This window comes from Corynebacterium sp. J010B-136 (assembly GCF_002967075.1).
In the GTDB taxonomy this organism is placed as follows: domain Bacteria; phylum Actinomycetota; class Actinomycetes; order Mycobacteriales; family Mycobacteriaceae; genus Corynebacterium.
Map to the genome: position 1 here is coordinate 102,366 of NZ_PUGE01000004.1, position 12,382 is coordinate 114,747.

Below are 12,382 nucleotides of genomic sequence, written 5' to 3' on the forward strand. Positions count from 1 at the left end.
TAACTACTTCTTATTCCACCTCGATAGCTGGCGTTGCGCGAGTCCTAGGGCTTCATCGGAAAGCTGGCTCCATTTATCCTTGCGTTGCGCCTCGATTTCGCGTTTGCGCATGCGTTCTAGTTGGCGCAGGGACGGGGCGTGCCAGGAGTCTGGGCCGACCTTCATGACGTAGAGCAAAATCCAGATGATCGGCACGGCGATCAACGAGGCAATCCCGGCGATGGCCAGGTTCGAAGTAATCAGTAGGGCCCCTGCGGTAATGCCCACGAGCGAGGAGATTAGCGCGATGCCAAGGCGGGTTTTGCGGCCGTCGGCGCGCAGCTTGTCGATGTCAGCGCGCGAAAATTCTTTAATGTCCGTATTCCTGTGCGCGGGAATGTCGCGCAGTACGGGCACGAGGTCTTTGCCATAGGTTGCGCCCATAACATCGGTGGAGCGTTCTTCGAATTCTTCCATGCTCAACCGACCCTCGCCGACGGCGCGGGCGAGTTGGTTTATGGCCTCATTGCGGTCATTGTCTGACAGCCGGATGTGTTTATCATTCATTACCTCATAAGTATACGACGGGCACTAGGCTGGCGCGTTCTATGACCGCGTCCCAGTCGATGGGGTTTTCGGGGCATCCGCCGCTCCAGGAGGTATATGCGACTCCGCGGGCGCGCAGGAGGGCTTCGGCATCATCGTGCAAGATTTCATCCATGGTGATGTCCACACCGATGCGGATATTGCCAAAGAGACGCAAGGCGCCTCCGTCGGGGCAATTGTTGAGTAGGCCGAAGGGTGCGGGTTCTTCGGTGAAAAGGTCGACGGACATCCCGGCGCGGATAAGATGTTCGGCTGTCTGTAGGCTCGTTGCAGCAGAGCCAACGATGGAAACGCGTGTCATGGAAACTCCTTTATAGACTGCTTAGTCTACTAAAATAGACTAAGTGTTTCACTTTGGCGAGATATTTATTCTTCCTAAACTGCCCGCTTAGCCGCCTAAATGATTTCCGCAGGTGTACAAAAGGCGTAATCCGCTTAAAGTAATGGGCATGACCGACCTACTGAACGCAGGCAAGAACTACCTGGATGCATCGATAAGCCCGCAAGGCACCCGCGACACCGCGCCCCTTGCGGCTGATGTTGCCCAGAAAAACCAAGAATTAGTCGAGCAATGGGCAGATAAGCTTTTCGATGCCACTGCGACCGACATCATGGCCTGGGCCGCTGAGCACACGCCCGGGCGCTTGGCTGTGACCATGTCGATGGAAAATACCGTGCTCGCGGAATTAGCCGCGAAAGCCGGACTGGATGCGGACCTGTTATTTATCGATACCGGCTTCCACTTCCCGGAAACCTTAGAAACCGCCGACGCTGTGGAAAAGCGCTATCCACAACTTCCGCTCAAGCGCATTAAGCCGCTGCTAAGCCCTGAGCAGCAGGACGAAATTTACGGCCCACGCATGTACGGCTGGGACCTGGCGGCCTACAACCGCATGCGCAAGGTCGAACCGCTGAATATGGCCATGGATGAATACGCCGGCTGGATTACGGGCCTGCGCCGCGCTGACTCCGAGCACCGGGCAACCGCTCCGGCGCTGAGCCTGGATCGGACCGGGCGATTGAAAATCTCCCCGATTATCACTTGGGACCTAGCTGATACGGACAAGTACATTGCCGATGAAAACCTGGTCATCCACCCCTTGACCTTGCAAGGCTACCGCTCGATCGGTTGTGCGCCCGTGACTTTCCCCGTTGGCGATGGGGATGATGCGCGCGCGGGTCGCGTCTTTGCTGATGGCAAAACCGAGTGCGGATTGCACGAATAACTTTTTAGATATAAGGACTTTAATCTCTCATGACTACTACTTTATCGCCGCACCTGCAGGACTTGGAGAATGAATCCATCCACATCCTGCGCGAGGTGGCTGGCCAATTCGACAAGGTGGGCCTGCTGTTTTCTGGCGGCAAAGACTCCTGCGTTGTCTTTGAACTAGCGCGCCGGGCTTTTGCGCCGCAGACTGTGCCTTTTGAATTAGTGCACATTGATACCGGCCATAACTTCCCTGAGGTCATCCAGTTCCGCGATGAGCTGGTGGAAGAAACCGGAGCACGCCTGCACGTAGCTAAGGTCCAGGATTGGATTGACCGCGGTGACTTGCAAGAACGCCCTGATGGCACACGTAACCCTTTGCAGTCGGTGCCTTTGGTAGAAACCATCGCTGAGCGTGGCTACGACGCAGTACTGGGTGGTGCGCGCCGCGATGAGGAGCGTGCCCGCGCGAAAGAGCGCATCTTCTCCGTGCGTGATTCCTTCGGCGGCTGGGACCCACGCCGTCAGCGCCCAGAGCTGTGGGATTTGTACAACGGCGGCAAGAAGGCGGGCGAGAATATCCGCGTCTTCCCAATTTCCAACTGGACTGAAGCGGATATCTGGGAATACATCGGCGCGCGTGAGCTGCGTCTGCCGGAGATTTACTACTCGCATAAGCGCGAGCTGTTCAACCGCAACGGCATGTGGCTTTCTCCTGGTGAGTGGGGCGGCCCGACCGAAAATGAGCCGCTGCAGCTAAAGACTGTGCGCTACCGCACCGTCGGCGATATGTCCTGCACCGGCGCTGTGGAATCCACGGCAGCCACCCCGGATGAAATCTTGGCAGAGATTTCTATCTCCACCCTGTCGGAGCGCGGTGCAACCCGAGCCGATGACAAATTGTCTGAATCTGCCATGGAAGACCGCAAGAAGGAAGGCTATTTCTGATGAGCTCGGTGGCAACACTAAAAACCCGCGAGACCCTGCGCCTGTGCACCGCCGGCAGCGTCGATGATGGCAAGTCCACTTTTGTGGGCCGCCTTTTGCACGATACCAAGTCGGTGCTGGCGGACCAGCTAGAATCGATGGAAAAGTCCTCGAAGGACCGCGGCTTTGATGGCCTGGATCTTTCGCTGCTTGTCGATGGCCTCCGTGCCGAGCGCGAGCAAGGCATCACCATCGATGTGGCGTACCGCTACTTTGCAACCGATAAGCGCACCTTCATCATGGCTGATACTCCAGGCCATGTGCAGTACACCCGCAATACCGTCACCGGTATGTCAACCTCGCAGGTTGTGGTTGTGCTTATCGATGCCCGTCACGGCGTTGTGGAGCAAACCCGCCGCCACTTGAACGTGGCTGCGCTTTTGGGCGTGCGCCACGTGATCTTGGGTGTCAACAAGATCGACTTGGTTGATTTCTCTGAGTCTGTCTTCCGCGATATTGAAGCGGAATTTACCTCGGTGGCTAATCGTTTGGGTATTGAAGATACCCACGTGGTGCCAATCTCGGCGCTGCGCGGCGATAATGTGGTGGAGCCTTCTACCAATATGCCGTGGTACACCGGCCCGACCGTGCTGGAGCTTTTGGAATCTTTCGAGGTCGGCACCGGCCGCGCATCCGAGTTGGATTTCCGCCTGCCAATCCAGTACGTCATTCGCGAGCACGCTTCGGACTACCGCGGCTACGCCGGCCGAATTGAGGCTGGTTCGGTCAAGGTCGGCGATACTGTTTACCTCGATAGCGGACGCAGCACCACGGTTACCCATATCGACCGTCCAGAGCCTGCAGAGTCCGCTGTCAATGGTGATTCTGTCGTGCTGCGGCTTGCCGATGACATCGACCTGGCCCGCGGCGACCTCATCTCCGGTGCGCAGCGTCCAGAAGCAGTGCGTTCTTTTGAGGCTACTGTTGTGGCCTTGACTGAAAAGGACTTGAAGATCGGACCAATGTACAAGGTCCGTTATGGCTCCAAGGTTGTCAAGGGCCGCATCACGAGCATTGAGCGCGTGCTGGACCTAGATGGCGTCGACTTCGATGTTCTGGAGCCAGAAAAGATTGCGCTCAATGACATCGCGCACGTGAGCATTGAAGTTGCTGAGGAACTCCCAGTAGAAGACTATGCAGCACGTGGTGCAGTCGGTAATTTCCTGGTGACCGATTCATCGACAGGAAATACCCTTGCAGCCGGACTAATTGGACACCGTCTGCGCTAGTCTGGAGTTCATGAGTGAACGAAGCGTAGATCAATACAACGTCGGCCAGCTTGTTAGTGGTGAAAGCCTAGCTGGCCGCACCCTTTTCGTGGCAGCGGTACACGGCGAGGCTGAGCGCCTGCCAAAGAATGTTCCGCTGCTGGTTACGGGAATTGGCACAGTGCCGACTGCGATTTCAGTCGCCACTGTGCTTGCGCGTGCGCAGGCCCAAGGAGCTATGCCCGCGCGCGTCGTCAACGTCGGCACCGCTGGAGCACTTCGTGATGGCCTCGCGGGGGTTTATGAGGTCAACCGCGTGACCAAGCATGATTTCCACCTCGATGACCATTCCGGGATTGCGCAGTACTTGCTGCCGGATGTCATTGAACTTCCTACCTCAGGCCGTTTGCCTACCGCAGGTCTTGCCACCGGTGATCAGTTCGTGGGCGATTCTGAAACTCGCGAGCGCCTGGCTCAGGAGTCGAGCCTGTGCGACATGGAAGGTTACGCCGTAGCCGCCGCCGCCGGACTATTCGGGGTGCCAGTCACTTTGCTCAAGCAAATTTCTGACTCTGCGGATGAGCTGGCGGAAGAAAGCTGGGCCGAAGCCGTGCCACGAGGCGCGCGTCAACTGTTTACCGCTTTAGGTGAACTTGGATTATTGGAAGACTAATGACAGAAAACCAAGAGCAAGAAATAGTCGCCGAAGATCAAGACAATATCGGTCAAGACCTGTCGACAGAAGTTCCTGCGGTAGATAATAAAACTTCCGTCATGGTCTCAGATGGCCGAGCTCTGACGAGTTTTTCATGGCGTTTTATCGTCATCGTCGCAGCGCTCGCTCTGGCCGGATTTGTGCTGAAATTCGTCTGGGTCGGTTTGCTGCCAGTTATTTTGGCGATTTTACTTTCCTCTGTGCTTGCCCCGGTTACGGCGAAGCTGCGCAGTTGGAAATTCCCAGCCGCGCTGGCCTCTATCTCCACGCTTTTGGGCTTGCTGCTGATTATTGGCGGAACCTTCACGGCGATGGGCCCTGTTGTCTCCCGCCAGGGCTCGCAGCTGTGGGATCAGGCAGAAGAGGGCATTAACCAGCTCATGGGCATGGTCAATGATATGCCTTTTAACATTGATGCTAAGCAAGTAGACCAGCTTATCGATGACGCAATGTCCTTCATCCAAGGCCAAATGTCCTCGATTGCATCAGGCGTTATCTCCGGTGCGTCGGCAGCATCGTCGGTCTTGGTCACGGTGGCCGTGATGTTTATTATTTCCTTCTTTATTCTCAAAGACGGCGATAAATTCTTGCCGTGGGTACGTAAATACTCCGGCGCTTCGATTGGCTGGCACGCGACTGAGGTCTTAACCCGCGTGTGGAAAACGCTTGCTGGCTTTATTCAGGCGCAGGCAGCAGTGTCGTTTGTGGATGCGCTCTTTATCGGCCTCGGTCTGTGGGCCCTCGGTGTGCCGCTGGCCTTCGTGCTGGCCGTGGTGACTTTCTTCGCAGGCTTTATCCCGATTATCGGTGCTGTTACCGCCGGTGCCCTGGCAGTTGTCATCGCCCTGGTATCCAACGGGCTCATCAATGCGCTGCTGGTGCTGGCGTTGATTCTGCTCGTGCAGCAAATCGAAGGCAATGTGCTGCAGCCAATCTTGCAGTCCAAGGCCATGGGCCTGCACGCAGCTATCGTGCTGCTGTCAGTCACCGTGGGTTCGACCTTGGCCGGCATCATCGGCGCTTTCCTCGCGGTACCAGTGGCCGCAACGATCGCGACTGTCTTGCGCTACCACGCAGAAATGATCTCGCTGCGCGCCAAGGAAATTACGCCTGAAGACATAGATATACGCACCGGCGAAGTGGGAGATGATCCTGAAGATTCTCCGCGTGCACAGGTGCGCAAACTCTACGAAGCGCTTAGCGCTTAATACCAGCTACCGAACGGATAATTCCGAAACGGTGCATGGTCACGGTGACCGCCTGCTCGAGTAGATAAGGCAGTAGCTCGCGGCGGCCATCGGCAAGCACAGGCTGTGCGAGAACTACCGAGTTAGATTTCACCGCAGCCTCATAAACCTCCGGCTCGACTTCGCCTAGTGCGCGAATTCGGGCCGATTCTGCATTCGCGACCTCCTCAGCAAATTCCGCGGTGGACTGTACCGTGACCGAAACCCCAAGGCTTTCGGCTACATCGGCAGGGGCAGAAATCCGGATTTCAGTTCCCGTAATCAGCGCTGCAAGCTGCTGGCGTAAAACGTCGCGCAACTGGTATCCAGCACCTACGCGGATGCGCAAGACATCCAGCAGCGGGCGGTAGCGGAAGATATTCGCCTCAGACACCAATCCGGTGCGGTCATGCTCGCGGCCGAACTCCGTCTGCCAGGCTAGTTGGTCCAGCTCAGCGGCGCGCCAGAGCCAGGCGGTATCAGCTGCGCTTAACGATGCCACCTCACGCAACCACGACGCAATCTGCGGCGCGATATCCACATCGACCGGGCTGAGATCGCCATCTTCCCAGGAACCAAACTGCGCTACGTAGTTTGGACCGCCGGCTTTCGCACCTGGTCCCATGACGGATTTCTTCCAGCCACCAAAGGATTGCCGCTGCACAATCGCGCCGGTAATTCCGCGGTTGACATAGGCATTACCGACTTCGACATTGTCGATCCAGTAGCGCAGTTCTTCATCGTCAAGCGAGTGAATGCCTCCCGTGAGTCCAAAGCCCGTGGAATTTTGCCACTCGACGGCTTCTTCCAAAGTCTCTGCATGCATGATGCCCAAGACCGGGCCGAAGCACTCGTTGAGGTGATACCACGAACCCGGCTGCACATTATCGCGCACGCCAGGGGACCACAGGGTGCCTTCCTCGTTGAGCTTCTCTGGCTTAATCAGCCACTTCTCACCAGGATCTAGCTGGGTTAGACCGCGCAGCAATTTTTCGCTTGGAGGTTCTACGAGACCGTTCATGGTGGTCTCGATTTCAAAGCCGGGGCCGACTTTGAGGGTGCGCACGGCATCGAGAAGCTGATTGCGTAGACGATCTGACTTGCCGGCTGCTCCCACGAAGATGACCAAGGAAGCGGCTGAACACTTTTGGCCGGAGTGGCCGAAAGCCGAGTCGTAGAGATCTGCAATCGCCAGGTCTGGGTCTGCCGCCGGGGTAATAATCAGTGCATTCTTACCAGAGGTTTCCGCAGACAGGTTCATCTCTGGGCGCCAGGAGCGGAAGAGCTGCCCGGTATCGGAAGCGCCGGTGAGAATCACATTATCGACATCCGGATGCGAGATCAGGGCCTTGCCGGCATCACCTTCATCGGTGTAGACCAGCTGGACTAAGTCTTTATCCAAGCCCTGCGCTTCAAGTGCTGTGTGAATGGCATCGACGACGGTCTTCGCACAGTGCACCACCTGCGGTGCCGGCTTGATGATGACCGCCGAGCCCGCCGCCAACGCTGCCATCATGCCGCCCGTCGGAATAGCGATAGGGAAATTCCACGGCGGGGTCACCACGGTGATCTGGTGCGGGGTGAACTTCGAGCGCGCGGAATCAAGCTGGCGCGCCGAATGTGCGTAGTAGACGCAAAAGTCGATGGCCTCAGAGATCTCCGGGTCAGTTTGCGTGACGGTCTTATTCGCCTCATGAGCAGCAACACTGACTAGCTTGCCGCGGCTGCGCGCAAGTTCATCACCGATGGCCTCTAGAACCGCGGCGCGTTCATCGGCAGGCTTTGCACCCCACTGAGCACCCAACTCCTGGGCTTTGGCTACAGCTTGGTTTACAGCCTCAGTGTCAGTGACCTCGGTGAGCCCGTGCTCGCCTGGATCATTAGCCAATGCCTCCAGTGCCCAGGTGCGGTTGTCTTCCAAGGCTGGGTCAGTATCTGGTTCATTGACAAAGCGGCCAGTCTTGGCAGCTTGACGCCCACCTTCTTCTGTTAAACGGTCCTGGGTGCGGCGCGGCCCGGCAAAAACGTCCCAACGATTAGCAACGGCCTCGCGGAAGACCTTTTCCTGCTTCTGCAGCGGCGTAAGCCCTTCATTATCTGCCACATCTGGTGCAAACAAAGCATAAAGGAAGTTCTGCTCGGCAGAGTTTTCTTCCAAACGGCGCACCAGGTAAGACACCGCGACATCGAAGTCTTCCATGTGCACGACTGGGGTGTAGAGAATCTGCCGGCCAAACATTTCGCGTACCGCAGCCTGCTGCGATGGCGACATGCCCTGCAGCATCTCCGAGTCCATCATGGACAGGACGTCGCGCTTTTTACCCAGCTCATAGGCCAAACCTGCGGTAAAGAGGTTATGGGTAGCAACACCAATGCGGACGGCTCCCTCGAACTGCGGGCGCAAAATATAATCCAGCAGGCGGTAGTAGTTGGCATCGACTTCGTCTTTGCTCAAGTACGTCGCGACTTGCCAGCCGTGCACCTCACCTTGGACATGCTCCATGGACAGGTTCGCGCCTTTCACGAAGCGAATCTTAATCGGCGCCCCGCCCTGGGCCACGCGCTCTTGCGCAAATTCCGCCAAATCCACCAGGCACTCGAAGGTATCTGGCAGATAAGCCTGCAAAACAATGCCTGCTTCTAGATCCTTGAACTTTGGGTCGGCCAGAATTTCTTTGAAAAGCCGGATGGTCAGGTGCAGGTCGTGGTATTCCTCCATGTCTAAGTTGATGAAGACGTTGGGGGAGCGCTTCGCGGCTTCATCGTAAAGCGGAAGCAAACGCTCCTTGAGCCGCTTCAGCGAACCTTCAATATCCCAGGGGTTTAGCTGCGCGACCATGGAGGAGGCCTTCACAGAAACATAGGTGACCAGCGGATTGCGAATCAGTGCGAGGGTACGCTCAGCGCGGGAGCGGGCTTCATCTTCGCCCAGCACCGCCTCACCCAGCAGGTTGAGATTCAATTGTTCACCGGACTCGGCAGCTTTAGCCAAAGTCTTATTCAGCTTGTCGGATTCGGCATCAAGCACCAGGTGGCCGACCATTTGCCGCATGCGCATGCGCGCCAAAGGCATGACCAGGTTGGGCAAAATGGGGCCGAAGAATCCGCCCATACCAACCAGCAGGCCATTAAAACGACCCAGAAACGACGGATCGAATTTATTGGTCATGGCCTTGAGCGCCTTGGCCGCTACCTTGTCATCTTCCGGGCGCATAACCCGGTCGACAAAGTCCATGGTGAAAGCAACGCCGTCTTCATCACGAAGCAGGTCAGCTAGTTGTTCTGAGGATGCATCGTGTTCACCTTCAGTGACCGCAAGCCACTTGCGTGCGCGCTGGGCAGCGGCATCAACGACGGCTTCGACGTCATCAGATTCAGTTAAACGAGTATGTGCAGCAGTGGTCATGAGAAATTTCCTCTACATAGAAACAGTGGATGAATGAAAGAAAAGCATTCATCAATTAACCGGCGGACGGTCACTGGAGCGGCGTTTCCGCACAAACTCTCTGTTCAACTCTCACCCCTTAAGCGAAAAATATATGTGATCTGTATCAAGTTAACAATACTATGTAACCCCCGCCCATTGTATAGAAGGGCTGGGGGCAACGCTTTTCGATGCCTCCGGGAGGGGCACCGACAAGCTGTTATGCACTTGTGACTTAAGATTTTTAGAAGAATTTTAAACCGTCTTAGCTGGGGTTATGGAAAATTATAAAGAAAGTTGAGCCTGGTTGGAACAAGTTTGGAACTTGTGTCGTTATACTAGTTGAGTGACCAACGCTCAGGATGGCTACGCAAGTGCACAATTTTCTGTTAGTGTGGGCGAGTAGCTTATTCGAAGTTGAGTCACAGACAATCAACTTAAATGAAACCCAAGCTAGAAGGAGAACAAAAATATGGGACGCGCAGTAGGTATTGACCTTGGTACCACCAACTCGGTTGTATCCGTGTTGGAAGGTGGCGAGGCCACCGTTATTGCTAACTCAGAGGGTGCACGTACCACCCCATCTGTTGTAGCTTTCGCGAAGAACGGCGAAATCCTTGTTGGACAGTCTGCAAAGAACCAGGCTGTTACCAACGTTGACCGCACCATCCGCTCCGTTAAGCGCCACATCGGCACCGACTGGAGCGTAGATATCGATGACAAGAAGTACACCTCCCAGGAAATCTCCGCTCGCACCTTGATGAAGCTCAAGCGCGACGCAGAGGCTTACCTCGGTGAAGACGTTACTGACGCAGTCATTACTGTTCCTGCATACTTCGAGGACGCGCAGCGTCAGGCCACCAAGGAAGCTGGCCAGATTGCAGGCCTGAACGTTCTGCGTATCGTTAACGAGCCGACCGCAGCAGCACTTGCTTACGGCCTAGAAAAGGGCGACAAGGAACAGACCATTTTGGTCTTCGACCTTGGTGGCGGTACCTTCGACGTTTCCTTGCTGGAAATTGGCGACGGTGTTGTTGAAGTTATGGCAACCGCTGGCGATAACTCGCTGGGTGGCGACGACTGGGATCAGCGCGTCGTTGACTGGTTGGTTGAAAAGTTCAAGGCCGCAAACGGCATTGACCTGACCAAGGACAAGATGGCCCTGCAGCGTCTGCGCGAGGCAGCTGAGAAGGCAAAGATTGAACTGTCTTCCTCCCAGCAGGCAAACATCAACCTGCCTTACATCACCGTTGATGGCGACAAGAACCCACTGTTCTTGGATGAGACCCTGTCTCGCACCGAGTTCCAGCGCATCACCCAGGATCTGCTGGACCGCACCAAGAGCCCATTCAACCAGGTCATCAAGGACGCGGAAATGTCCGTTGGCGATGTTGACCACGTTGTTCTCGTTGGTGGCTCCACCCGTATGCCAGCTGTCTCCGATCTGGTTAAGGAACTGACCGGCCGCGAGCCAAACAAGGGCGTTAACCCAGACGAGGTTGTTGCAGTAGGTGCAGCACTTCAGGCTGGTGTCCTGCGCGGTGAAGTTAAGGACGTTCTGCTGCTGGACGTCACCCCACTGTCTCTTGGTATTGAAACCAAGGGTGGCGTGATGACCAAGCTGATTGAGCGCAACACCACCATCCCAACCAAGAAGTCTGAGACCTTCACCACCGCGGAAGATAACCAGCCTTCCGTACAGATTCAGGTCTTCCAGGGTGAGCGCGAGATGGCTTCCGCTAACAAGCTGCTCGGCTCCTTTGAGCTCGGCGGCATTGCTCCAGCTCCTCGCGGTATGCCTCAGATTGAGGTCACCTTCGACATTGACGCAAACGGTATTGTTTCCGTTTCCGCCAAGGACAAGGGCACCGGCAAGGAAAACACCATCAAGATCCAGGACGGTTCCGGTCTTTCCCAGGAAGAGATCGACCGCATGGTCAAGGATGCTGAAGCACACGCTGAGGAAGACAAGAAGCGTCGTGAAGAGCAGGAGACCCGCAACAACGCGGAGAACACCGCTTACCAGACCCGTAAGTTCTTGGAAGAAAACTCCGACAAGGTCGATGAAGCAATCAAGACCAAGGTCACCGAGGCTGCCGATGCTGTCGATGAAGCTCTCAAGGGCGATGACATCGAAGCAATCAAGTCCGCTGTAGAGAAGCTGTCCACCGAATCTCAGGAAATGGGCAAGCAGATCTACGAGGCACAGGCTGCTGAAGGTGCTGAGGCTGGCGCTGCTTCTGAAAACTCCGACCCTAACGTCGTTGACGCTGAGGTTGTAGACGAAGAAGATGCTGACGCAGAGTCAGAGAACAAGGACGGCGATAAGTAATGACTCAGCCGAACGGAATGCCAGAGAACCCCGGCGACCCAGAGCAGACTGACCCTGAGGCAACCTCTGCAGACCGTGCTGAGGCCGCAGCGGAGGAAGCTTCGGAAGCCCAGGCAGATGCGATCAAGGATGAATCCTTCGAAGCAGCTGCTGAAGGCGACGTGCAGGTAAGCCCAGAGATGGAAGCTGAAATTGAAGAAAGCCTAGAAGGCGTCGATGCTGATGCCGAGGCTTCCGATGTTGAAGCACAGCTTGCGGAGCGTACCGAAGATCTACAACGCCTCAATGCTGAGTACACCAATTACCGCCGCCGCACTGAGCGTGACCGCCAGGCAGTAATTGAAAATGCCAAGAGCCAGGTTATTGCAGCATTCCTGCCCATCCTGGACGACTTGGATTTGGCTCGCCAGCACGGTGACCTCAATGAGGGGCCGCTCAAGGCGATTGCTGACAAGCTCTCGAGCACCCTTGCAAGCCAAAAGCTTGAAGGCTTCGGCGAAGAGGGCGACGCATTTGACCCAGAGATCCATGAAGCAGTTCAAGATCTCTCCTCCGGTGGAGAACAGGTAGTTGGTACCGTTCTTCGTCGCGGCTACCGCGTCGGCGACAAGCTGGTGCGCAATGCCATGGTCATCATCGCTGATCCTGAAACATCAGCGGAGCAAGAAAGCTAGCCAATGAGAAAGGGCGTCAGG

At 56.0% G+C, this 12,382-nt stretch carries 10 protein-coding genes; 7 read left to right on the forward strand and 3 right to left on the reverse strand.

All coding sequences use genetic code 11. The features are described from left to right. Positions 1 to 3: 3 nt before the first annotated feature. Both C5Y44_RS07920 and C5Y44_RS07925 read right to left on the reverse strand, forming a co-directional pair. Positions 4 to 546 carry a DUF1707 domain-containing protein gene (locus C5Y44_RS07920; RefSeq protein ID WP_105324440.1) on the reverse strand — a complete coding sequence of 181 codons (543 nt, stop codon included), beginning with the start codon at positions 544 to 546 and terminating at the stop codon, positions 4 to 6. Positions 547 to 550: 4 nt separating this feature from the next. Next, a complete protein-coding gene (locus C5Y44_RS07925) occupies positions 551 to 886 on the reverse strand; it encodes a ferredoxin (RefSeq protein WP_105324441.1) in 336 nt (111 codons plus the stop codon). Between the two features lie 142 nt (positions 887 to 1,028). Here C5Y44_RS07925 and C5Y44_RS07930 point away from each other — a divergent pair, with 142 nt between their 5' ends. From C5Y44_RS07930 to C5Y44_RS07950, 5 genes are read left to right on the forward strand one after another with little or no spacing between them, the layout of a single operon-like run. Further along, positions 1,029 to 1,811, forward strand: a complete 783-nt coding sequence (locus C5Y44_RS07930; protein ID WP_369831078.1) for a phosphoadenylyl-sulfate reductase — start codon at positions 1,029 to 1,031, stop codon at positions 1,809 to 1,811. A gap of 29 nt (positions 1,812 to 1,840) precedes the next feature. Then, positions 1,841 to 2,743 (forward strand): sulfate adenylyltransferase subunit CysD, encoded by a 903-nt coding sequence (cysD, locus tag C5Y44_RS07935; protein WP_105324442.1) that lies wholly within the window; start codon positions 1,841 to 1,843, stop codon positions 2,741 to 2,743. After that, complete coding sequence (locus C5Y44_RS07940; RefSeq protein ID WP_105324443.1) at positions 2,743 to 4,011, forward strand: sulfate adenylyltransferase subunit 1; 1,269 nt, start codon at positions 2,743 to 2,745, stop codon at positions 4,009 to 4,011. The genes cysD and C5Y44_RS07940 overlap by 1 nt, the downstream gene beginning before the upstream one ends. Before the next feature lie 10 nt (positions 4,012 to 4,021). Then, positions 4,022 to 4,663, forward strand: coding sequence for a nucleosidase (locus C5Y44_RS07945; protein WP_105324444.1), 642 nt, complete (start codon positions 4,022 to 4,024; stop codon positions 4,661 to 4,663). Beyond that, positions 4,663 to 5,913, forward strand: a complete 1,251-nt coding sequence (locus tag C5Y44_RS07950; RefSeq protein WP_105324445.1) for an AI-2E family transporter — start codon at positions 4,663 to 4,665, stop codon at positions 5,911 to 5,913. The genes C5Y44_RS07945 and C5Y44_RS07950 overlap by 1 nt, the downstream gene beginning before the upstream one ends. Here C5Y44_RS07950 and C5Y44_RS07955 read toward each other — a convergent pair. Further along, positions 5,903 to 9,337 carry a bifunctional proline dehydrogenase/L-glutamate gamma-semialdehyde dehydrogenase gene (locus C5Y44_RS07955; protein WP_105324446.1) on the reverse strand — a complete coding sequence of 1,145 codons (3,435 nt, stop codon included), beginning with the start codon at positions 9,335 to 9,337 and terminating at the stop codon, positions 5,903 to 5,905. The two genes, C5Y44_RS07950 and C5Y44_RS07955, sit on opposite strands and share 11 nt — an antisense overlap. 490 nt (positions 9,338 to 9,827) lie before the next feature. On the opposite strand from C5Y44_RS07955, the gene dnaK reads away from it, so the two are divergent. Both dnaK and grpE read left to right on the forward strand, forming a co-directional pair. After that, complete coding sequence (gene dnaK, locus C5Y44_RS07960; RefSeq protein WP_066796631.1) at positions 9,828 to 11,687, forward strand: molecular chaperone DnaK; 1,860 nt, start codon at positions 9,828 to 9,830, stop codon at positions 11,685 to 11,687. Beyond that, complete coding sequence (gene grpE, locus C5Y44_RS07965) at positions 11,687 to 12,361, forward strand: nucleotide exchange factor GrpE (protein ID WP_105324447.1); 675 nt, start codon at positions 11,687 to 11,689, stop codon at positions 12,359 to 12,361. Before dnaK ends, grpE begins: the two co-directional genes overlap by 1 nt. Positions 12,362 to 12,382: the final 21 nt, after the last annotated feature.

Excerpts from the sequence above, each read along its gene's own strand:
- C5Y44_RS07920 (WP_105324440.1), bottom strand. The coding sequence starts at position 546 with ATGAATGATAAACACATCCGGCTGTCAGACAATGACCGCAATGAGGCC.
- C5Y44_RS07925 (WP_105324441.1), bottom strand. The coding sequence starts at position 886 with ATGACACGCGTTTCCATCGTTGGCTCTGCTGCAACGAGCCTACAGACA.
- C5Y44_RS07930 (WP_369831078.1), top strand. The coding sequence starts at position 1,029 with ATGGGCATGACCGACCTACTGAACGCAGGCAAGAACTACCTGGATGCA.
- cysD (WP_105324442.1), top strand. The coding sequence starts at position 1,841 with ATGACTACTACTTTATCGCCGCACCTGCAGGACTTGGAGAATGAATCC.
- C5Y44_RS07940 (WP_105324443.1), top strand. The coding sequence starts at position 2,743 with ATGAGCTCGGTGGCAACACTAAAAACCCGCGAGACCCTGCGCCTGTGC.
- C5Y44_RS07945 (WP_105324444.1), top strand. The coding sequence starts at position 4,022 with ATGAGTGAACGAAGCGTAGATCAATACAACGTCGGCCAGCTTGTTAGT.
- C5Y44_RS07950 (WP_105324445.1), top strand. The coding sequence starts at position 4,663 with ATGACAGAAAACCAAGAGCAAGAAATAGTCGCCGAAGATCAAGACAAT.
- C5Y44_RS07955 (WP_105324446.1), bottom strand. The coding sequence starts at position 9,337 with ATGACCACTGCTGCACATACTCGTTTAACTGAATCTGATGACGTCGAA.
- dnaK (WP_066796631.1), top strand. The coding sequence starts at position 9,828 with ATGGGACGCGCAGTAGGTATTGACCTTGGTACCACCAACTCGGTTGTA.
- grpE (WP_105324447.1), top strand. The coding sequence starts at position 11,687 with ATGACTCAGCCGAACGGAATGCCAGAGAACCCCGGCGACCCAGAGCAG.